Consider the following 20762-nt stretch of genomic DNA (forward strand, 5'->3'; position numbering starts at 1 on the left):
AGAGACAATGCAGGAAATTGATTTTTATCTGGTGGATGCCTTCAGCGACAGGGCGTTTGGCGGTAATGCGGCGGCGGTTTGCCCGCTGGAGGAGTGGCTGCCCGATGAGACGCTGCTTAAAATGGCGCAGCAGCATAATCAGTCTGAGACCGCCTTTTTTGTGCGAACCGACGACGGGTTTGAACTGCGCTGGTTTACCACGCTGCACGAAATTAACCTGTGCGGACACGCGACCCTCGCGGCGTCACACGTGATTTTTGAATATCTGGATTATCCGCATACCGAAATTCACTTTACCACGCGCTTCGTGGGCGAGCTGACGGTCAAGCGCAGCGGCGACTGGCTGACGCTGAATTTCCCTGCGTGGCCGACGGAGGCCGTCGATAATCCCCCGGCAGCGTTGTTCACCGCGCTGGGCATCACAAAGGCGAAAGAGGTACGCGCCGGACGAGACTATATCGTGGTGCTGGAGAGCCAGCAGCAGGTGGAGGCGCTCACGCCGGATATCGCGGCAATGGTTCCGCTGGGGAAAATGGTCTGCGTAACGGCGCCTGGAGAAGACTATGACTTCGTCAGCCGCTTTTTCTGCCCGGGCGAAGGGGTGCCGGAAGATCCGGTTACCGGATCCACGCACAGCATGCTGATCCCCTACTGGAGCGAAAAGCTGGGTAAAACGTCACTTAACGCACGTCAGATGTCGTATCGTGGCGGCGATCTGCGCTGTGAACTGAAGGGCGATCGCGTGTTGATCGCCGGTAAGGCCACGTTGTATCTGAAAGGCCGTATCTTTTTGCGCTAGCCGGGCAGCGCGATAAGTTAATACTATGAAGCACCATGGCAGAGCTGCGCTATTTTAAAATAAAAACAGCAAGGAGCCTGCCATGTATTCCATTACCTCTGAATCCGCTCGTCATCCGGACATCCTCACACTGATTGCAGCCCTTGACCGCTATCAGAGCGAACTCTATCCCGCAGAGAGCAATCATCTGCTCGATCTTTCAGCGCTGCCCGACGCATCGCTTATCCTGATGATCATTCGTGACCAGCAGCTTCAGGCTGTTGGCTGTGGCGCCATCGTGCTTAACGGGGATGGAACCGGTGAGATGAAACGGGTCTATATTGACCCGACCCACCGGGGACAGCTTCTGGGAGAGAGGCTGCTGGCTGCCCTTGAAGATGAGGCCCTGAGCCGTCATTGCCACACGGTACGGCTGGAGACAGGGATAAAACAACACGCCGCGGTTCGTCTGTATGAACAGTGCGGGTACGAACTGCGCCCGGCATTTGCCCCCTATGTTGACGACCCGCTTAGCCTGTTTATGGAGAAGGCGCTGGTTGAAGACGTTCGTTTAGCAGCGCTATAAACGCTTCCAGCTGGCGGGTCATCGCCCCCCGTCGCCACACCAGCCAGGTGGTGAGCCAGCGCCAGTTTTCAGCCAGCGGCCAGGCCTCAATCTGATGATGTCCTGGCATACTTTCCAGCATGGAGCGCGGCATCAGCGCGATGCCCGCGCCCGCAATGACGCAGGCGAGCATGCCGTGATAGGACTCCATCTCGTGAATGCGGCCAGGTGTCGCACCGTCTGCATGAAACCAGCTCTCCAGATGTCGGCGATATGAGCAGTTGGCGCGAAAGGCATAAACGTCGCTGCCGCTCACCTGCGTGGCGCGTGTGACCTCCGTATGCCCGGCAGGCGTGACCAGCATCATCTCTTCCCTGTAGACCGGCATCCCCTCCAGTTCCGGGTGTGACAGCGGCCCGTCAACAAAGGCGGCGCTCAGCGTTCCCTCCAGTACACCCTCAATCATCGTTCCGGAAGGGCCAGTAGAGAGGGCAAACTGGATGCGCGGATAACGCTGGTTAAACTGCGCCAGCGATTCAGGGATGCGCACGGCGGCGGTGCTTTCCAGCGCGCCAAGAGCAAATAACCCCTGTGGTTCATCCCCCGCGACGACCATACGCGCTTCATCCACCAGCGCTAGAATCTGTCTGCTGTAGCGCAGGAAGTTATGCCCGGCGGGAGATAACCGCAAACGCTGGTTCTCACGAATAAACAGCTCAACGCCGAGATCGGCTTCCAGTTGGCGGATTCGTGTTGTCAGGTTCGAGGGAACGCGATGCACCTTCTGCGCCGCCTGGGTGATGCTCCCCGTCAGCGCGACGGCGTTAAACATTTCAAGCTGGGTTAAATCCATAGCATTCTCGTTTCGTGAATAAGGTGGTTAGTATTATTCATTTCTAAGAAATAGCAGAGTGAGCCACAATTAATCAACCGAAATGCGTGGAGAACATCATGACTTATTCATCTGCTACACATGCCCTGTCTGTTAACCCGGCTACGGGTGAAACGATCGCCGCGTACCCGTGGGCGACGCAGGAAGAGGTTGAACAGGCTATCGCCCGGGCTGATGCCGGTTTTCGTCAGTGGCGGAGCGAAAGCGTCGCCCGGCGGGCGCAGAAGCTGCGCGATCTCGGTGCTGCGCTGCGTCATCGTGCGGAAGAGATGGCCCGGATGATGTCCCGGGAGATGGGCAAACCGGTTCTGCAGGCGCGGGCGGAAGTGGCAAAATCTGCGGGTCTGTGTGACTGGTATGCGGAACACGGCCCGGCCATGCTGAATGCAGAGCCAACCCAGGTGGAAAACCACAACGCGGTTATTGAATACCGCCCGCTGGGGCCGATTCTGGCGGTGATGCCGTGGAACTTCCCGCTCTGGCAGGTACTGCGCGGGGCGGTGCCGATCCTGCTGGCAGGTAACAGCTATCTGCTTAAGCACGCGCCAAACGTGCTTGGCTCGGCGGATCTTATCGCACAGATTTTTGCGGATGCCGGTTTCCCGGAAGGCGTTTTTGGCTGGGTTAATGCCACCAATGACGGCGTAAGCCAGGCGATTAACGACCGTCGCATTGCGGCGGTGACCGTTACCGGCAGCGTGCGTGCCGGGGCCGCAATTGGTGCCCAGGCAGGTGCTGCGCTGAAAAAATGCGTGCTTGAGCTGGGCGGCTCTGACCCGTTCATCGTGCTCAACGACGCTGACCTGGATCTCGCCGTGAAAGCGGCGGTGGCGGGTCGCTATCAGAATACCGGGCAGGTGTGCGCGGCCGCCAAACGCTTTATTGTTGAAGAGGGTATTGCGGATATCTTTACCCAACGCTTCGTCGCGGGCGTAGCCGCCCTGAAGATGGGCACACCCGATGAAGAAGAGAACTACATTGGCCCGATGGCGCGTTTTGACCTGCGCGATGAACTGCATCAGCAGGTTCAGGCCACCCTGGCTGAGGGGGCCACGCTGCTGCTGGGCGGAGAGAAAATCAGCGGCGAGGGGAATTATTACGCGCCTACCGTGCTGGCGAACGTCACGCCGTCGATGACGGCCTTCCGCCAGGAGCTGTTTGGTCCGGTAGCGGCTATTACCGTCGCGAAAGATGCTGAGCACGCCCTGACGCTGGCAAACGACAGCGACTTTGGCCTCTCTGCTACGGTCTTCACCGCCGACGCCGCGCTTGCGGATAAATTCTCTCGCGAGCTGGAGTGCGGTGGGGTGTTTATCAATGGTTACAGCGCCAGCGATGCGCGCGTGGCCTTTGGCGGTGTGAAGAAGAGTGGTTTTGGCCGCGAGCTCTCCCATTTCGGCCTGCATGAATTCTGTAACGTGCAGACGGTGTGGAAGAACAGAGTGTAATTCGTTTGTAGTGGCCCTCAGTTTGAGGGCCACTGTCATTTCTTTGCAATGGTTCTGTCATTTTCGTTTCGTAGACTCGCACGCGTCTAACGTCTTGTTACTGAAGAAAATCATGAACCTAACGCAAATTTTTCGTCGTATTGCGCAGCGCTGTATCCCACGTCAATTTGGCCTGCTGACGGGTATCTTTTGTATTATTGGCCTTTTCTCCGCACTGCAACTCTCCTCATCTTTTCTGCTTAACGCCTCCCTGAAGGACGCTCAGCGCAACGAGCGGCAAAATCTGCTGGCGTATCAGCAACAGAGCAAGCTTGATTTGGCGCGTGTCTCCCTGCTGGCGGCAAGCGATCTGCTTAACCGCTCCGGCGTCTGGTTTATGCAGGATAAAGAGACCGGTTCAGAAGGAAGCTGGCACAGTCTGATGGATGAGGCGCAAGCGTCGCTGGCGGTTTCTCAGCAGGCGTGGCAAGCCTGGCGGGCACTCAATCCTCCGGAAGATGAGGCCCTGGTGAACAGCTATCAGCTTTTCTACGGTGCCATTAAAGAGCAATCGGAAGCGCTTGTCAGAACCCACACCATTGATGCCTTTTTTGCTGTCCCGGCCCAGGCGTTTCAGAGCGACTTCAACGATAACTACGCCCGTTATCAGCAGGCCAGCGAGAAGCAGGCCATGCAGGGGCGTCAGGGACTTATGACGCAGCTTTCAAGGCTGCAGACGTTGTTCCTGTTTGCGCCGGTTTTACTGCTCGCCATCGCGGTTGCCGTCTGGTTCGGCATGTCCAGGTGGGTGATCACGCCGTTACGTCGACTGATTGCGCATATTAACCAGCTGGCAGCCGGAGATCTATCCGGTACGCCGCCTGCCGTCAGGCGTTTTAATCGTGAGACGGGGCAGCTTAGCGACAGTATCGCCACCATGCAGCACGGTCTGCAGCAGCTGGTGACCCAGGTCAGCCATGCCACGACCGCAATGGTTGAAAATATCGGCTCCCTGGCGCAGGGGAATCAGAAGCTGTATCAGCAATCGGCGCGTCAGGCAAAAGAGCTGGAAGAGGTCACGACCCATATCGCGACGCTGGAAACGCATGTGGAAGGGAATACCGGCTACGCCAGACTCGCCAGCTCGCGCGCGGACGAAGCGCGTCAGGCCGCGGTAGGCGGTGACCAGATGATGTCGACCGTGAATGCGTCCATGCAGGCGATCGTCGAGCGATCTTCTGAAATGCGCGGGATCGTGGCGATGATCGACAGCGTGGCGTTTCAGACCAATATTCTGGCGTTAAACGCCGCCATTGAAGCCGCCCATGCCGGTAACCACGGGCGCGGGTTTGCCGTTGTCGCCCGGGAAGTCGGCCTGCTTGCCAGAAAAAGTAGCCACTCAACGCAGACCATCCAGGAACTTATCAATCGCTCTTTGCAGGGCATTGAAGACGGATCCCGCGCGGTGAATTTGATGGAAGACAATTTGCAGCAGGTCACCGGTCTGGTCGGCAATTTAAGCAGTTTGCTGAATGAAATCTCAACCGCTACGCTCAGTCAGGGGGAGAGTATTCACCAGATGACGCGTCAGCTTCAGGCGCTGAATCAGGTTTCCCGCCAGACGGATCTGCTGGTTTCTGACGCCTCAGAGGCCTCTGAGCGACTGCAAAAGCAATCCGATCTTTTATTGCAGGCCGTTTCGCGTTTTCGTCTTAGCGCCTGACGCAATACATAAGCCTCTGTTATACTCGCAGCCCGTTTTAGCCTGAGGGCAAGGAGCAAAGAGTGGCTGCGGTCATCCATAATGAGATGCTGGACGAGATTCTGGCGCAGGTTCGTCCGTTATTGGGAAAGGGTAAGGTTGCCGACTATATTCCGGCTCTTGCCTCGGTCAGCGGTAATAGGCTGGGGATTGCGATCTGTACCATCGACGGACAGCGATACCAGGCAGGGGATGCCACTGAACGTTTTTCGATTCAGTCAATTTCGAAAGTGCTGAGCCTGGTTGCGGCGATGCGCCAGTACGAGGAAGACGAGATCTGGCAGCGTGTCGGTAAAGATCCGTCCGGCCAGCCTTTCAACTCGCTGCTTCAGCTTGAAATCGAGCAGGGTAAACCGCGTAACCCTTTTATCAATGCCGGGGCGCTGGTGGTCTGCGATATGCTGCAAAGCCGTCTCAGCGCACCGCGTCAGCGAATGCTGGAGATTGTTCGTCAGCTCTCGGGCGTTGACGATCTTGCCTATGATTCGGTAGTGGCCCGCTCGGAGTTTGAGCACTCCGCCCGTAACGCGGCCATCGCCTGGCTGATGAAATCCTTCGGCAACTTTCATAACGACGTGGCGACCGTACTGCAAAACTACTTCCACTACTGTGCGTTGAAAATGAGCTGCGTTGAGCTGGCCCAGACGTTCCTGTTTCTGGCGCACCAGGGGCACGCGCCGCATCTCGATCAGGACGTCGTTTCCCCACTGCAGGCGCGGCAGGTCAACGCCCTGATGGCGACCAGCGGCATGTATCAAAACGCGGGCGAGTTTGCCTGGCGGGTTGGGCTTCCGGCCAAATCCGGCGTTGGCGGCGGGGTCGTGGCGATTGTGCCGCATGAAATGGCGATTGCCGTCTGGAGCCCGGAGCTGGATGAAACGGGAAATTCACTTGCCGGTGTGGCGGTGCTGGAGAAACTGACCCAACGTCTGGGACGTTCCGTATACTGATGTCCGACCTGGATCCGCTTTTTTCCCGCCTGGCGCGATCGACGTTTCGCTCGCGCTTTCGTTTAGGCAATAAAGAACGGCAGTACTGCTGGGACAAAGGACCCGACACCATTGACCAGCATGCTGCGGATTTCGTTAAAAAACGCCTTGTACCGGCGCAACCTGCCAACGACGGTAAACAGACGCCCATGCGCGGTCACCCGGTATTTATCGCCCAGCATGCCACGGCGACCTGCTGCCGGGGCTGTCTGGCAAAATGGCATAATATTCCCCAGGGCGTGCAACTGACTGCGCAGCAACAACATTATATCGTCAGCGTGATCCACCACTGGCTGGTGATACAGATGAACAGCCAAATTTGACGAGTTATGATCCTGTTGTAATTGTGTTATAGATGCAGGTTAAGTTAGTCCCGATCATGCTGACGACCGCAATATTTGCCATAAGCATTCATATGGAATGATATTTAATGCGTTCTGCTCTCACCGCCTTCAGGTTGTTCCAACCCGACACGCCGCTGCGTAATGCCTCGGCGATATTTATTCTCACCACTCTCTTTTATTTTGTGGGCGCGGAATTGCGGCTGGTCGAGGCCTTATCCCTGTTCTGGCCGCTGAATGGCGTTATGGCAGGGATCTTTGCCCGTTATGTGTTTCTGCATCGCCTGCATTACTACGCGGTATGTTATGTCGCGATGCTGATGTACGACGCGGTGACGACTAACTGGGGAATGGCCTCGGTGGTCATAAACCTGTCTAATATGATCTTTATCGTCGTTGTCGCCGTGCTGGTTCAGCGTGACAGACGGTTGATGAAGAAAACCCCCGATCCGCTCAACGCATTACGGCTGTTTAACTACTGCCTGATTGCTGCGCTGCTGTGTGCCTTGCTCGGTGCGTTCGGGTCCGTGGGGATAGACAGTCATACCTTCTGGCCGCTGTTTGCCGACTGGTTTAGCGAACAATTCTCCACTGGCGTACTCGTTGTGCCGTGCATACTTACCCTCGGTTTGCCGGTGCGGGAACTCAGGGTAAATCTGGAGAAACTGTTACCGATCATCGCGCTGGTTGTTTCGGTGGCTGCCTCGGTGGTGATTGGCGGAGCGGGAAGCCTCGCATTTCCGCTGCCTGCGCTTATCTGGTGTGCGGTACGCTACTCGCTGCCTGCGACCTGCCTGCTGACGTTTATTACAGGGGCGATTGAAATCATTCTGGTCGCCAACTCCATCATAAATATCGCCGTGGCGACACCGCTCTCGACCCCGATGATGTTTTCTGCGCGGCTGGGTATTGCCACGATGGCCATCTGCCCGGTGATGGTCTCCGTCAGCATGGCGGCGATTAATTCCCTGATCCGTCAGGTATCCCTGCGGGCGGATTATGACTTTCTGACCCACGTCTACTCGCGTTCCGGGCTTTACGAGGCGCTAAAACGCGAAGAAACGCACCGTCATCCACGTTTTCTGACCGTCATGCTGCTCGATATTGATTACTTCAAAAGCATCAATGATAACTACGGTCATGAGTGCGGCGACCGCGTGCTGGCATCCTTTGCCCGCCAGGTTCAGCAGGTCGTTGGTGAAGACGGGATGGTGGCCCGCATGGGGGGAGAGGAGTTTGCTGTGGTCGTTAATTCGGGCGATGAACAACACGGCTATGCACTGGCGGAACGTATCAGGAGTACCGTGGCCAGCCATCCTTTCACCTGGCGTCAGCAGACGCTTTACCTGACGGTCAGTATTGGCCTCGGAAGCGGAAAGGCGGAGTCATGGCAGTTGACGGAGGTCTTCAACAAGCTGATGGCCGAGGCGGACGATCATCTTTATCGTTCAAAAAAGGCGGGTCGAAATCGTACCAGCGCCCGGCTGGCGGATGAGCAACTTGCCGCCAGTGCCGGGAATGAAACTGAGCTGCGTTAATCGTTATAAGGCATTGACGTGAATTAGATAGCGGCTTAACAGGATATTCGCACACTGACAATGTCTCTGTTTAAGCTACGCTTTGAGTAACGCTTTACGTCAGGAGACATTATGAAAGCACCTGCAACACCTGAAAATGAAACAGACCGACTTCACTCGCTGCGCGAATCGGGTCTGCTTGAGATCGACAGTTCCCCGGCGTTTGACCGCTTAACGCGCCTGGCGAAACGCTTTTTCCAGGTGCCACTGGCGATGGTCAATCTTATTGATGAGCACTCGCTGATCGTGAAATCGGCGGATGGACAGGCACCCGGTTCCGTTCCGCGTAACATCTCTTTCTGTGGCCATACGATCCTCGCTGAAGCTCCGCTGGTGGTAGGGGATATGCGTCAGGATGACCGGTTCGCGGATAACCCGCTGGTGGCCGGTGAGCCCGGCGTGCGTTTTTACGCGGGCTTCCCGCTGCGCTTACGAGACGGCGCAAGCGTTGGCTCGCTTTGCCTGATTGATTACGCTCCTCGCGAGTTTTCAGCGGTCGATCTCGCCGTACTGGGTGACCTGGGCGCGCTGGCTGAGGATGAGTTTGCCGCCATCAGCGCGGCGACCACGGATGAGTTGACCGGGTTATTCAACCGACGCGGCTTTAATCAGCTTGTGCGGTTCACGCTTTCCATTGCCCGACGCCGTGCTGAGCCGTTGACGCTCGGATGGCTGGATCTGGATCGGTTTAAGGAGATTAACGATCGTTACGGGCATGAGGAGGGGGATAAGGCGCTTAAAGTCATGGCGCAACTGATGCGTACCTCTTTCCGTGAAGCGGATCTGCTGGTTCGTTTCGGTGGCGATGAGTTTGCGGTGCTGTTTGCCGACACGGATGAGCAGGGGGCGTGGATTGCCATGCAGTATCTCGCCGAGCAGGTCGAAAACTACAATGCGCGCAAGTTACACCCATGGTCGCTGAAGTTCTCCTGGGGGCTGAGTGAATTTGATCACAACAGTAACGACCTGCAAAAGTGGCTCAACGATGCCGATGCAAAAATGTATGCCATGAAGCAGCAGCGGCAGCGCGGGCGGTGATATAATAAAAGCGTATGACTGACCCGATTGCGTTAAGAAAATGTTAAATGCAAAGTGTGGGTATTCAACGTAAGGACAAACAATGAATACCTCACTGCATATCCAAAACTTCACCCGTGACGACATTCTCACTCATCTTGATGCGCTGGCCGGGATCCTCGAAAACTGCGTGACCGGCGGCGCATCCGTCAGCTTCATGTTGCCGTTTAGCCTCGAGAAGGCCCGTTCATTCTGGCTCGGTATTGCTGAAAGCGTAGGGCGCCATGAGCGCGTTGTGCTTGCCAGCGTTGATCCCCAGTTGGGCGTTATCGGAACGGTGCAACTGATTACCGACCAGCCTGAGAATCAACCTCATCGTGCCGATGTTGCAAAACTTCTGGTACATGAAAAAGCGCGTCGCAAAGGGGCCGCGATGGCGCTGATGGAAGCGCTTGAGGCTGAAGCCCGCACCAGAAATATTTCGGTTCTGGTACTCGATACCTCCACCGGCAGCGGCGCTGAGACGTTTTATCAGCGTGCCGGCTGGCAAAAGGTCGGTGAGATCCCGCGGTACGCCCTGATGCCGGACGGTGCCATGACGGCTACGTCCGTGTTCTACAAATTCTTATAATTTTCGTCACAACTACGCCGTGAATTGATCGAAACAGGGTTCCTGGTCGGAAAGTTTTGATAAGTTATCGTACCAATCTTATCAGGCTGTATGACTAATCATAAAAGGAACCCATTGTGAACACGCTTAACCGTCGTGATTTTCCCGGTGCTCAATACCCTGAACGCATCATCCAGTTTGGTGAAGGCAACTTCCTGCGTGCGTTTGTCGACTGGCAAATTGACCTGCTAAATGAACATACCGATCTCAATGCCGGTGTGGTTATCGTTCGCCCCATTCAGAGTGCTTTCCCGCCCTCGCTGAGCACCCAGGATGGCCTCTATACCACCATCATTCGCGGCCTGAATGAGCAGGGCGAAACGGTAAGTGAGAGCCGTCTTATCCGCTCGGTTAACCGGGAGATCGACGTCTACAGCCAGTATGATGCGTTCCTGAAACTGGCCCACAACCCCGATATGCGTTTTGTTTTCTCTAACACCACCGAGGCCGGGATCGGCTATCACGCGGGTGACAAATTCGACGATGCGCCTGCCGTGAGCTATCCGGCGAAACTGACGCGCCTGCTGTTTGAGCGCTTCAGCCACTTCAATGGTGCGACCGATAAGGGCTGGATCATTATTCCGTGTGAGCTGATAGACTACAACGGAGACGCCTTGCGTGAACTGGTCTTGCGTTATGCGCAGGAGTGGGCGCTGCCTGCCGCTTTCATCCAGTGGCTAAATGAAGCAAACCATTTCTGCTCAACGCTGGTTGACCGTATCGTGACCGGTTACCCGCGCGATGAAGCGGCCGCGCTGGAAGCTGAGCTGGGATATCACGATGCGTTCCTGGATACCGCAGAACACTTCTATCTGTTTGTTATTCAGGGGCCTGCATTCCTTGCCCGAGAACTGCGTTTGAATAAGTATCCGCTTAATGTGCTGATTGTGGATGACATCAAACCCTACAAAGAGCGTAAAGTCGCCATCCTGAATGGTGCGCATACGGCACTGGTGCCGGTAGCGTTCCTGGCGGGGCTGGATACGGTCGGTGAGGCGATGAATGATGCAGATATCTGTGCCTTCGTCGAAAAAGCGATTTATCAGGAAATTATTCCGGTCCTCGATCTGCCACGTGATGAACTGGAATCGTTCGCCAGCGCGGTAACAGGGCGTTTTCGGAACCCTTACATCAGACACCAGTTGCTCTCGATTGCGCTCAACGGCATGACTAAATACCGCACCCGCATTCTGCCGCAATTGCTGGCCGGGCAGAAGGTCAGGGGGCAGTTACCACCCCGTCTGACGTTTGCGTTAGCGGCCCTGATTGCGTTTTATCGCGCGGAGCGTAACGGGGAGGGCTATCCGGTACAGGATGATGCGTACTGGCTGGAATGCTATCAGCAGTTATGGGCGCGGCACCGCGATAATCAGATAAGTACCCGTGAACTGGTGCAGGCTGTGTTGAGCGAGAGAGAGCACTGGGAGCTGGACCTGACGCAGGTGAACGGCCTGGTGGACCAGGTGACGCTGGATCTTGATGCCATTCTGCTGAAGGGAATGCGCGCAGTGGTGAAACCACTTTGCTAATCACGTCACCCGGCTGCGGCCGGGTTTAAATAGAATCTGTTTTAGTTACAACATACTATTTACTCCGTTTTTAAAAAAGAAAATCAGCACCGTGCATGTTTCGCTTTGCAGATGGGGAAATGCAATGTCCCGTTAACATGCTTGCAACCGTGAGGGGGATCACGTTTAATAGCCACGCTCTTTTCTTGCCTGAAACTCACTATGATTGTTCGTCCTAAACAGCACTGGCTACAACTGATTTTTGTCTGGCACGGTTCGGTACTTCCCAAAATCTATACCCGACTGCTGCTCAACTTCCTGCTTTCTATCGCCGTGATCCTGATGCTGCCGTGGTACACCTCGCTGGGCATCAAATTTACCGTCGCGCCCTTCAGCATTCTCGGCGTGGCGATCGCTATCTTTCTGGGTTTCAGAAACAACGCCTGTTATTCACGTTACGTCGAGGCTCGACTGCTCTGGGGGCAGTTGATGATAGCGGCACGCTCGCTGTTTCGCGAGGTAAAAAACACCTTGCCTGACGATAAACATCTGGGTGAGTTTGTTCGCCTGCAGATTGCCTTTGCCAACTGCCTGCGTATGACCTTGCGCCGGGAACTTAACGCTGACGAACTCGCTCGTTATCTTGCTGCGGATGATTTACGTCACGTGATGGCTGCCAACTCGCCGGCCAACCGTATTCTACTGATCATGGGGGAGTGGCTTGCCGTGCGGCGGCGTAACGGTCAGCTTTCGGACATTCTTTTCCATAGCCTGAACAACCGCTTGAACGACATGTCCATCGTCCTTTCCGGCTGCGAGCGTATCGCGACGACGCCAGTGCCGTTTGCCTATACGCTGATTTTGCACCGCACGGTATATCTGTTCTGCATCATGCTGCCGTTCGCACTGGTTGTGGACCTGCATTACATGACACCGTTTGTCTCCGCGCTGATCTCTTACACCTTTATCTCGCTGGATACCCTGGCAGAAGAGCTGGAAGATCCGTTTGGTACGGAAGATAACGACCTGCCGCTGGACGCCATCTGCAACAATATGGAACGCGATCTGCTGCAGATGAACGATGAAGAGAACATTCCGGAAAGGCTGATGCCAGATAAGCATTATCAGCTGACCTGACGGGCGTTCCACTCGTCGCGGGTGATCTCCCACAGTTCGGAGTCCAGCATACCGCTGACGTAGGCTTTCTTTTCCGTTCTGACAAGCCGCATGCCGCTGCTGTCTGAAATACGACGTGAGCGGCTGTTGGCGGCGGCCTTCGGCGCACGCAACACCGCTTTGTTCAGCGTATTGAACCAGTAATCCGTCGCCGCAATGCTCGCCTCCCGCATATAGCCTTTACCCTGAAACTCCGGTGCCAGCCAGAATCCGCGGTTGTTATCTTCAATATCGTACAGGCAGATAATACCCATGAGTTCATCCGGTACTTCGCGACGCCGGATGCTCCAGAACCAGGCAATCCCTTTTGCCATATCGGGCAGCGCCACGTTGTTAACATAATTTTCCGCACCGTTATCCGGGTAAGGCCAGGGCACCGAAGAGACCATATAACGCACGATCTCCCACCGCGGATATAGCTTCTGTATCTGGACAGCATCTTCGGCAACCAGCGGTTTTAACAGTAAGCGTTCAGTCGTGAGCGTAGGTATTGTCATCCGCGGATCTCCGTATTTAAGCGTTATGTTTTTGTTTGGGTTCTGGTATTTTCAGTTCTATCAGATTCTGGTTAGTTGCGCTGTAACTTATTTTCTACCAATATTTTGCACTACAGATCGTTTGATTTCCGTCAGATTAGCTGAAAGCAGCTTGCCCACACACATAAGGAGAAATGTATGGTTTTGCCTGGAATGAATCCTGAGACAAATTTACCCAGCTATGATTATGCGCGCGTGGCAGGGTTGGGGGCCGCAGATTTTGATTTCAAAGCGCTTGGCTCCGCTATGGACTGTAATCGCGAATTCGCGCAAGCGGGGATCATTTATTCTGATGGTGCTCAACGCTACCTGGTTCGCTCTGGCAAGCGTCATGCTAATGGGCAAAGTGGAATTGTTACCCACATTATTGTGTCCAAAGCAACATCACAACCATCCACATCTAGTGTGGGTAAATCCCTAACTGATGCTGTAACTTCCACATCTATGGGCACTGAGCTTGCATCGACGGTACTTTCATGCGGTGCAATGATCATTACTGGTGGCGTCATGCTTGCAGGTACGGCGGCAGCCCCCCTTACAGCAGGAGGGAGTGGTGTTTTAGTCGCTATTGGCTATGCAGGCACCATGGCGACCGGGTTGCAATGCGTTAACGGCCTATATCGTATCTATGATTTGGTTGAAAACGGTGGCGGAAATGTTGCCTGGCTCGATTCACAAGAATGGTACGTTGCTACCTCGACTTCCCTGGATATCATTTCGTTGGCAAGTGCTGGCGGCGCTTTAAAAGAAGCCGTTACTACATGGCGAGCAATGAAATCTGTCTCCTCCTTAAAAGCCACTGAGTGGTTAAAAAGCTATCCCCGGCAGGATCGTGCGCGATTGACAGAGCTGATAATTCGAGCGCAGAACCCAGGAATAAGTAACAAAGAAATTAAGGCTCTCATTCGCGCGGGTCTTTACCCGAAACGCTTTCCAACCGGACCAGTACAGGTAGAACTTACACGTCAACTTGGACAAGTGGTTACAAGCGCCGCGGCGCTGGCAGGAAGTGCTGTAAGCGGTGTTGTTGCCGCGCCCGATAACATACCACGTACGGGTAAATACATTATCGGTACCATTCAGTCGTTGGCGGTATTCTGATGAGATTTCTTACTTTTTTGACCGGGAAAGTTTTCCAGGATCTTCTGCAGCATGGAAGGGAGTTAGAAGAGGCTATTTCTCATCATGATATCCATCTATTGAACCATTCCACTCCCGAGCTTGAACGTTATTTTTCCCGGCCACTCAATGAGCTTCCACGTCAAAACCCTTATCCGGTAGCGGTGCTGCTTCCTCTGTTTTTAGTGGCTTTTGCATTTAATCTTCTGCCTTTTCTCCATGCGTTTCCGGGCTTATCACCTTTACACCATGCACTGAGCTTTTTCTTTCCGTCATTGGTCATGATTGGCGCGCTCATCATCACAAGCGTACTTCTGGCTCGGGGATTAACGTCAGGGTTAGCGGGATTTCTGGCGCTGTTCTTTATTTTGCTGATAATAACCGTCGTTCAGGCGGTATATCTCTTGCTTGCCCATCACGGAAGTAGTTGGCCACTGGTCATTGCCTTCTTCGCGTTGGTACTTTGCAGAGTGGTGATGAATGGAAGAGGGTTCGTGCTCTTTACGCTCTACTGCCGTACGCAGCGTCTTGCCCGTCTGGCCCGCAAAATGCGATTAAAAAGGTGATACGACCCTACGCTGTTTCACTATGGCAATTAACAGGTATTGCGAGGAACACATGGCAGTTACGGTAAGACCGCTACGCGAAGATGATTATTCTCAATGGCGACCGCTGTGGGATGGCTATACCCATTTCTATGAGTGCTATCTTGAGGAATCCGTTACCGCATCAACCTGGGAGAGGGCGCTCTCAGCGCAATCGTCGATGTTCTGCCGCGTGGTAGAGAAGGACGAAAAAGTGATCGGTTTCGCAATGTGTATTCTGCACGAAGGAACCTGGTCAACAGCGCCCATTTGCTACCTGGAAGATCTGTTTGTTGATGCTGTCGAACGCGGCGCGGGGGCGGGCAAAGCGCTTATAGATGCCCTGATTGCAGAAGGTAAGCGTGATGGGTGGTCAAAACTGTACTGGGTCACCCGGGAGAATAACCCGGCGCGTAAACTCTACGATCAATACGGTGAGGCCGACGATTACGTTCGCTATCGCCTTTCCCTTTAAGGCTAAAACGCCTGTGTTTGTATCACACTGTATCTGTTTTCCTGATACATACACAGGCTTGCAATAAACCCGCTTTCGCACATATCCGCTATACATTGAGGTGTTGTTATATCCCCGTGAATTGAACTTAATCGGAGATACCAAATATGTTCAGCAAACTCGCTTACTCGACCCTTGCTCTGACCGTTTCTCTTGGCACCGTGATGTCCTGTCAGGCCGAAGTCACCGGCACCAGCTTCACGGCAGCCTTTGACCACCCGCAGCAAATTAACGCCGGCGACCTTAACGTCGGGTATGTCGACATCGGCCCGAAAGACGGTCAACCGGTCATTTTATTACACGGCTGGCCCTACGATATTCACAGCTATGCTGAAGTCGCTCCCGCACTCGCGGCAAAAGGTTACCGTGTCATTGTGCCTTCTCTGCGCGGCTACGGTACCACTCGCTTCCTGTCAGCTAAAACCCCGCGCAACGGCCAGCCGTCTGCGATGGCGAAAGATATTGTTAATCTGATGGACGCCCTGAATATTAAACAGGCCGTATTTGCAGGCTACGACTGGGGTGCCCGCACCGCGGATATCGTTGCGGCGCTGTGGCCAGAACGCGTTAAGTCGCTCGTTTCGGTGAGTGGGTATCTCATCAGCAGCCAGCAGATTGGCAAACAACCGTTGCCGCCAAAAGCAGAGCAGCAGTGGTGGTATCAGTTTTACTTCGCCACCGAGCGCGGTGCGGAAGGCTACGCTAAAAACACGCATGACTTTGCCCGTTTGATCTGGTCGCAGGCCTCACCGGACTGGAAATTTAGCGATGCAACCTTCAACGCCAGCGCCAAATCGCTCGATAATCCGGATCACGTCGCGGTGACGCTCAGCAATTACCGCTGGCGCTTAGGGCTGGAAAAAGGTGAGCGCAAATACGACAGCTACGAGCAAAAACTGGCCGCGCTGCCGAATATCACCGTACCAACGATCACCATCGAAGGCGGAAATAACGGGGCACCGCATCCGGCACCACAGGCCTACGCGGGTAAATTTACCGGTAAGTATGAACACCGCACCTTTGGGGCGACAGTGGGTCACAATCCGCCTCAGGAAGATCCGCAGGATTTCGTTAACGCTGTGGTCGACGCAGATAAACTCTGAAATGTGCTATTTTCAATACGTTACCCTTCAGTCTGGAGATTTCGGTGGAGCATATTGACCATATCCTTGTCGTCGATGACGATAGGGATATTCGTGAACTGATTGTCGACTATCTCGTTAAGTCCGGTTATCGCGCCTCCGGCGCGGCCAACGGCAAGGAGATGCGCGCCGTGCTGGATAAACAGCATATCGACCTGGTGGTGCTGGACGTCATGATGCCCGGCGATGACGGTCTTACGCTGTGTCGGCAACTGCGTGTCGGCAAACATAAAGATCTGCCTATCCTGATGCTGACGGCGCGTAATGAGGAGACGGACAGGATCCTGGGGCTGGAGATGGGGGCGGATGATTACGTTGTGAAGCCTTTTGTTGCGCGCGAATTGCTGGCGCGAATCAAAGCGATTTTACGCCGTTTTCGTACAATGCCGCCCAATTTACAGGTAACAGAAGCAGGGCGACTGGTGACGTTTGGTGAATGGGAGCTCGATACCGTTGCCCGCCACCTGATAGACCCGGAAGGGGTGATTGTGGCGCTCAGCGGGGCGGAGTATCGCCTGCTGCGCGTTTTCCTCGATCATCCTCAGCGCGTGTTGACTCGCGATCAGCTGCTCAACCTGACGCAGGGGCGCGACGCCGAACTGTTTGAACGTTCTATCGATCTGCTGGTCAGCCGGGTACGTCAACGCCTGAATGAAGATGCGCGTACACCCGCCTATATTAAAACCGTGCGCAGCGAGGGCTATGTGTTTACCATGCCGGTCACGATCAAAGAGGCGAACGAATGAGGTTCTGGCCACGCTCACTGTTGGCCCGTTTGCTGATCATTGTGCTTCCCGGCCTGTTGCTGGCCAACGCCCTGAGCCTGACGCTGGTCATGATAGAACGAATGCACAGCGCCCGCACGGTGATGCTCGGTAACCTGGAATACGATGTCGCGACCAGCGTGGCCATTTTAGACCGCTTACCGGCCACTGAACGGGCGGCGTGGCTGCCGCGCCTTGAGCGGGGTAACTATCGTTATATCCTCGGTCCGGGTGAGCCGGGCAACGCACCGACGGATAAGCGTTCCCAGGATGCCATCCGTACCTTAAAAGCGACACTGGCAGCACAATACCCGCTCAGCTTTACGGCTGTTCCTGGCGCCATTTCACATATCCAGGCACATCTTACGTTACACGACGGTGCGCCGTTGACCATTGATCTGATCCCGCGCATGCCACCGGTCGCCAGCTGGCTGCCCGTTGTTCTTATCCTGCAACTGTTGCTGCTCGCGGCCTGCTCCTGGTTTGCCGTGCGGCAGGTTGTGCGGCCTTTTTCACAGTTTACCCGCGCGGTTGACGCCCTGGAACCGGCGGCCAATACGCCAATGACCGAGAAAGGGCCGCTTGAGGTACAACGGGCTGCCCATGCCTTCAACGCCATGCAGGCACGTATTCAGTCTTATCTCCGGGAACGTGCGCAGATTCTGGCCTCCATTTCGCACGATCTCCAGACGCCGATTACCCGCATGAAGCTGCGGGTCGAAATGGCGGAACAACCTGAACTGCGCGACAAGCTAATGGATGACCTTGATAATATGTCGCGTCTGGTGCGCGAGGGGATTGCCTATGCCCGGTCATCAGAATCACTGGAAGAGACATCGCTGAAGCTGGAACTTAATGCCTGGATAAACAGCATCGCCTGTGATTATCAGGACATCGGTAAACACGTGCAATTTCAGGCGGGCGAATCCCGTTTGCCGATTGTGACGCGTCCGCAGGCGCTTCGCCGGGTGATGACCAACCTGCTGGATAACGCCCTGAAATTTGGCGAGCGCGCCAACATTGTCATTGATGATTCATCCGCCAGTGAGGTGGTGATCCACATTATAGATGGCGGCCCGGGAATACCCGATGCCGAACTGGAGGCCGTATTGCAGCCGTTTTATCGGGTTGAAACATCGCGCAACCGTGATACCGGTGGAACCGGACTGGGTCTGGCAATTGCTGCGCAACTGACCGCACAGCTGGACGGCAAGCTGAAGCTGGCGAACCGCGCCGAGGGCGGGCTGGATGTCTCCGTTACGCTCCCACGACGTTAATTGTATGGCTTTGTATCTGCCTTCCGGGAAGATACAGAGCCAGACAAAACCCGCGCTTTTACACATATCCTGAACACATCCGCACGATGAAATAGCCTCACTGCAGCGTCGCAGGACTTGTATCGTGAGGTCTCTATGTTTTTGATAATTGCTTTTCTGGGCGGGATGATAAGCCTGCTCAGTCCATGTACGCTCCCGGTTATTCCCCTCCTGTTTGCCGGTTTTCAGGGGCAAAGACGACATATTATGGCACTGCTCGCGGGGATGATCGTGATGTTCACCCTGGTTGCGATGGTTGTCACCGTCGCCAGCGAGTGGATAGCTGAAGCCACCGTCGTTGGACGCTGGATCGCGCTTATCATTCTGGCTACGGCCGCGCTGGCGTTAATTTTTCCCTCCTTTGCCCAGCGAATTGCCGGGCCAGCAGTCAGCGCGGGAAACGTCCTGAACACCCGAAGCGGACAAACACGCGGCATGGCATCTGCTTTTCTGGCCGGGCTGGCGGTCGGGTTGCTCTGGTCCCCCTGCGCAGGTCCCATTCTGGGGGCGATATTCAGCCTTAATATTGCGGGACATTCAGCCATCGCGACAGGGGCGTTACTTGCCGCCTACGGCAGTGGATGCGCGTTAATGCTGGGTTTACTCGTTCTCGGAGGCCGCACGCTGATGGCACCTCTGAGAGCAAAATCGGCGCTGATGGCGAAGCTTCGCCAGGGGGCTGGCGTGGTGATGTTAGCGGCTGTCGTCTTTAACGCGACCGGAATGACGTCTGTTCTGAAAGGCGCAAATGGGGTGGCGGACCGTCTTGAAACCACGCTGCTGAATCTGGCAAAACCCGCTACACAAGCGGTGAAGCTCCAGCCGGTGGTGATGACCGAGCCGAGTAGCCAGCTGCCGTCGTTGAGCGGTGGAACAGGGTGGATAAACGGTGACACTGTCACGTCTGAATCACTGCGCGGGAAGGTGGTCCTGATTGATTTCTGGACCTGGGACTGCATTAATTGCCAGCATACGCTTCCGCATGTGCGCGACTGGGCCACAAAGTATCAGTCGCAAGGTCTGGTCGTGATTGGGGTTCATACCCCGGAATATCCGTGGGAGAAACCGATTTCGTCGGTAAAAAATGCGGTGAATAAATGGCAGCTGCCGTATCGGGTTGTGACGGATAATAATTACCAAATCTGGAATGTTTTCGGCAACCAGTACTGGCCAGCGCATTATTACTTTGATGCTAAAGGGCAGCTGCGCTACACCTCCTTTGGGGAGGGAAATTACGATAAACAGGAACAGGTGATTCAACAGCTGCTGAAAGAAGCCCGTTCCTGATTACCGCCTCAGGGTTGACGCTGAGCAACCATAAACAACCGAGGAAAAGCCAGCAGTATCTGCCCGTTTTCCTGGAGCGGATACTGCTCTTCCAGTAGTTCATGGTAGCGTTTCAGGAAACGTTTCTGTTCGTGCTCGTTCAGTTCCTGGAGCCATGGGCGTAACCCGGTGGCGCTGACCCAGTCAATGATGGCCTGATGCGAGCGCATTTTATGGAAATAGGTCGTCCGCCAGATATCCACCTCACACCCGGCTTCGGACAAAATGTCATAGTAGGCATGGACCCCAGGCAGCGGTTCTCTACCGCGGTCAGGATAGTCTTGCTCCAGGGCCACTTCGCGCATGGCTACGTGAGTAGGCTCAAGCCAGTTGTCCGGCATCTGGATCGCCAGGACGCCATTAAGCGCGAGGAGAGAAACAAGGTGAGGCAGAAGATCGTAATGGTCTGGAACCCATTGCAATGACGCATTGGCATAAATCAAATTCAGCGCCTGGTCCGGCTTATACTGGCGGATATCGGACTCAACAAATCGGCAGCCCTGCAGCGCACTGCGCGCCTCTTCCAGCATGGCAGGCGAGTTATCGACCCCGGTAATCTGTGCGTTCGGCCAGCGATGGCGCAACAGCGCCGTGCTGTTTCCCGGACCACAGCCCAAATCGGCGAGGGTGGCGACGTCATCCAGTGGGATTCTGGCGAGTAGCTCAGCGGCAGGACGCGTGCGTTCAGCACCGTATTGCAGATAAAGAGAAGGGTTCCAGTCGGCCATCTTTAGATCTCCTTTTTGCGTGTACCAGCAA

The 20762-nt window shown here is 55.0% G+C and carries 21 protein-coding genes; 18 read left to right on the forward strand and 3 right to left on the reverse strand.

Annotated features, from left to right (window positions below; genetic code table 11):
* The first annotated feature begins 7 nt into the window (after positions 1-7).
* Positions 8-799 carry a PhzF family phenazine biosynthesis protein gene (locus L977_RS15890; RefSeq protein WP_047626164.1) on the forward strand — a complete coding sequence of 264 codons (792 nt, stop codon included), beginning with the start codon at positions 8-10 and terminating at the stop codon, positions 797-799.
* An 82-nt stretch (positions 800-881) separates the two neighbouring features.
* Positions 882-1364, forward strand: coding sequence for a GNAT family N-acetyltransferase (locus L977_RS15895; RefSeq protein ID WP_047626166.1), 483 nt, complete (start codon positions 882-884; stop codon positions 1362-1364).
* On the opposite strand, the gene ptrR is transcribed toward L977_RS15895, so the two are convergent.
* Positions 1318-2196 carry a putrescine utilization regulator PtrR gene (gene ptrR / locus L977_RS15900; protein ID WP_014883831.1) on the reverse strand — a complete coding sequence of 293 codons (879 nt, stop codon included), beginning with the start codon at positions 2194-2196 and terminating at the stop codon, positions 1318-1320. The genes L977_RS15895 and ptrR overlap by 47 nt on opposite strands.
* Before the next feature lie 98 nt (positions 2197-2294).
* Between ptrR and sad the strand changes: the two genes are divergently transcribed.
* From sad to L977_RS15945, 9 genes are all read left to right on the forward strand, one after another.
* Complete coding sequence (sad, locus tag L977_RS15905) at positions 2295-3683, forward strand: succinate-semialdehyde dehydrogenase (protein ID WP_023330416.1); 1389 nt, start codon at positions 2295-2297, stop codon at positions 3681-3683.
* Positions 3684-3795: 112 nt separating this feature from the next.
* Positions 3796-5385, forward strand: a complete 1590-nt coding sequence (locus L977_RS15910) for a methyl-accepting chemotaxis protein (protein ID WP_047626167.1) — start codon at positions 3796-3798, stop codon at positions 5383-5385.
* A 62-nt stretch (positions 5386-5447) separates the two neighbouring features.
* Complete coding sequence (glsB, locus tag L977_RS15915; RefSeq protein ID WP_047626169.1) at positions 5448-6374, forward strand: glutaminase B; 927 nt, start codon at positions 5448-5450, stop codon at positions 6372-6374.
* Positions 6374-6736, forward strand: coding sequence for a DUF4186 domain-containing protein (locus L977_RS15920; RefSeq protein ID WP_047626171.1), 363 nt, complete (start codon positions 6374-6376; stop codon positions 6734-6736). The genes glsB and L977_RS15920 overlap by 1 nt, the downstream gene beginning before the upstream one ends.
* A gap of 107 nt (positions 6737-6843) precedes the next feature.
* Positions 6844-8292 (forward strand): GGDEF domain-containing protein, encoded by a 1449-nt coding sequence (locus L977_RS15925; RefSeq protein WP_045282105.1) that lies wholly within the window; start codon positions 6844-6846, stop codon positions 8290-8292.
* Positions 8293-8403: 111 nt separating this feature from the next.
* Positions 8404-9369: a sensor domain-containing diguanylate cyclase gene (locus L977_RS15930; protein WP_047626172.1), complete on the forward strand. Its 966-nt coding sequence runs from the start codon at positions 8404-8406 to the stop codon at positions 9367-9369.
* Between the two features lie 82 nt (positions 9370-9451).
* Positions 9452-9979 (forward strand): GNAT family N-acetyltransferase, encoded by a 528-nt coding sequence (locus L977_RS15935; RefSeq protein ID WP_047626174.1) that lies wholly within the window; start codon positions 9452-9454, stop codon positions 9977-9979.
* Between the two features lie 116 nt (positions 9980-10095).
* Positions 10096-11547 (forward strand): tagaturonate reductase, encoded by a 1452-nt coding sequence (locus L977_RS15940; protein WP_047626176.1) that lies wholly within the window; start codon positions 10096-10098, stop codon positions 11545-11547.
* A gap of 201 nt (positions 11548-11748) precedes the next feature.
* Positions 11749-12663 (forward strand): bestrophin family protein, encoded by a 915-nt coding sequence (locus L977_RS15945; RefSeq protein ID WP_023337298.1) that lies wholly within the window; start codon positions 11749-11751, stop codon positions 12661-12663.
* Here L977_RS15945 and L977_RS15950 read toward each other — a convergent pair.
* On the reverse strand, positions 12651-13199 hold the full coding sequence (locus L977_RS15950) for a GNAT family N-acetyltransferase (RefSeq protein ID WP_014883841.1): 549 nt from the start codon (positions 13197-13199) through the stop codon (positions 12651-12653). The genes L977_RS15945 and L977_RS15950 overlap by 13 nt on opposite strands.
* A gap of 177 nt (positions 13200-13376) precedes the next feature.
* Between L977_RS15950 and L977_RS15955 the strand changes: the two genes are divergently transcribed.
* The 7 genes from L977_RS15955 (at position 13377) to L977_RS15985 (ending at position 19964) form a co-directional block, all read left to right on the forward strand.
* On the forward strand, positions 13377-14339 hold the full coding sequence (locus L977_RS15955) for a hypothetical protein (RefSeq protein ID WP_047626177.1): 963 nt from the start codon (positions 13377-13379) through the stop codon (positions 14337-14339).
* Positions 14339-14923: a hypothetical protein gene (locus tag L977_RS15960; protein ID WP_047626179.1), complete on the forward strand. Its 585-nt coding sequence runs from the start codon at positions 14339-14341 to the stop codon at positions 14921-14923. Before L977_RS15955 ends, L977_RS15960 begins: the two co-directional genes overlap by 1 nt.
* Positions 14924-14975: 52 nt before the next feature.
* On the forward strand, positions 14976-15416 hold the full coding sequence (locus L977_RS15965) for a GNAT family N-acetyltransferase (RefSeq protein ID WP_047626180.1): 441 nt from the start codon (positions 14976-14978) through the stop codon (positions 15414-15416).
* A gap of 146 nt (positions 15417-15562) precedes the next feature.
* Positions 15563-16558, forward strand: a complete 996-nt coding sequence (locus tag L977_RS15970; protein ID WP_023330426.1) for an alpha/beta fold hydrolase — start codon at positions 15563-15565, stop codon at positions 16556-16558.
* Positions 16559-16602: 44 nt separating this feature from the next.
* Positions 16603-17343 carry a response regulator gene (locus tag L977_RS15975; RefSeq protein WP_014883845.1) on the forward strand — a complete coding sequence of 247 codons (741 nt, stop codon included), beginning with the start codon at positions 16603-16605 and terminating at the stop codon, positions 17341-17343.
* The gene (locus L977_RS15980; RefSeq protein WP_047626182.1) at positions 17340-18638 is read left to right on the forward strand and encodes an ATP-binding protein; all 1299 of its coding nucleotides are present in this window, start codon (positions 17340-17342) and stop codon (positions 18636-18638) included. The genes L977_RS15975 and L977_RS15980 overlap by 4 nt, the downstream gene beginning before the upstream one ends.
* Positions 18639-18773: 135 nt before the next feature.
* On the forward strand, positions 18774-19964 hold the full coding sequence (locus tag L977_RS15985) for a cytochrome c biogenesis protein/redoxin (RefSeq protein ID WP_047626183.1): 1191 nt from the start codon (positions 18774-18776) through the stop codon (positions 19962-19964).
* An 8-nt stretch (positions 19965-19972) separates the two neighbouring features.
* Here the strand turns inward: L977_RS15985 and tam are convergent, their stop codons facing one another.
* Positions 19973-20731: a trans-aconitate 2-methyltransferase gene (gene tam, locus L977_RS15990; RefSeq protein ID WP_047626184.1), complete on the reverse strand. Its 759-nt coding sequence runs from the start codon at positions 20729-20731 to the stop codon at positions 19973-19975.
* Between the last annotated feature and the right edge of the window lie 31 nt (positions 20732-20762).

Source organism: Enterobacter sp. ZOR0014 (assembly GCF_000798855.1).
Lineage (GTDB): Bacteria > Pseudomonadota > Gammaproteobacteria > Enterobacterales > Enterobacteriaceae > Enterobacter > Enterobacter kobei.

What these genes read in the sequence shown, in the direction of transcription:
- L977_RS15890 (WP_047626164.1), top strand. Translation starts at nt 8, where the DNA reads ATGCAGGAAATTGATTTTTATCTGGTGGATGCCTTCAGCGACAGGGCG.
- L977_RS15895 (WP_047626166.1), top strand. Translation starts at nt 882, where the DNA reads ATGTATTCCATTACCTCTGAATCCGCTCGTCATCCGGACATCCTCACA.
- ptrR (WP_014883831.1), bottom strand. Translation starts at nt 2,196, where the DNA reads ATGGATTTAACCCAGCTTGAAATGTTTAACGCCGTCGCGCTGACGGGG.
- sad (WP_023330416.1), top strand. Translation starts at nt 2,295, where the DNA reads ATGACTTATTCATCTGCTACACATGCCCTGTCTGTTAACCCGGCTACG.
- L977_RS15910 (WP_047626167.1), top strand. Translation starts at nt 3,796, where the DNA reads ATGAACCTAACGCAAATTTTTCGTCGTATTGCGCAGCGCTGTATCCCA.
- L977_RS15920 (WP_047626171.1), top strand. Translation starts at nt 6,374, where the DNA reads ATGTCCGACCTGGATCCGCTTTTTTCCCGCCTGGCGCGATCGACGTTT.
- L977_RS15925 (WP_045282105.1), top strand. Translation starts at nt 6,844, where the DNA reads ATGCGTTCTGCTCTCACCGCCTTCAGGTTGTTCCAACCCGACACGCCG.
- L977_RS15930 (WP_047626172.1), top strand. Translation starts at nt 8,404, where the DNA reads ATGAAAGCACCTGCAACACCTGAAAATGAAACAGACCGACTTCACTCG.
- L977_RS15935 (WP_047626174.1), top strand. Translation starts at nt 9,452, where the DNA reads ATGAATACCTCACTGCATATCCAAAACTTCACCCGTGACGACATTCTC.
- L977_RS15945 (WP_023337298.1), top strand. Translation starts at nt 11,749, where the DNA reads ATGATTGTTCGTCCTAAACAGCACTGGCTACAACTGATTTTTGTCTGG.
- L977_RS15950 (WP_014883841.1), bottom strand. Translation starts at nt 13,199, where the DNA reads ATGACAATACCTACGCTCACGACTGAACGCTTACTGTTAAAACCGCTG.
- L977_RS15955 (WP_047626177.1), top strand. Translation starts at nt 13,377, where the DNA reads ATGGTTTTGCCTGGAATGAATCCTGAGACAAATTTACCCAGCTATGAT.
- L977_RS15960 (WP_047626179.1), top strand. Translation starts at nt 14,339, where the DNA reads ATGAGATTTCTTACTTTTTTGACCGGGAAAGTTTTCCAGGATCTTCTG.
- L977_RS15965 (WP_047626180.1), top strand. Translation starts at nt 14,976, where the DNA reads ATGGCAGTTACGGTAAGACCGCTACGCGAAGATGATTATTCTCAATGG.
- L977_RS15970 (WP_023330426.1), top strand. Translation starts at nt 15,563, where the DNA reads ATGTTCAGCAAACTCGCTTACTCGACCCTTGCTCTGACCGTTTCTCTT.
- L977_RS15980 (WP_047626182.1), top strand. Translation starts at nt 17,340, where the DNA reads ATGAGGTTCTGGCCACGCTCACTGTTGGCCCGTTTGCTGATCATTGTG.
- L977_RS15985 (WP_047626183.1), top strand. Translation starts at nt 18,774, where the DNA reads ATGTTTTTGATAATTGCTTTTCTGGGCGGGATGATAAGCCTGCTCAGT.
- tam (WP_047626184.1), bottom strand. Translation starts at nt 20,731, where the DNA reads ATGGCCGACTGGAACCCTTCTCTTTATCTGCAATACGGTGCTGAACGC.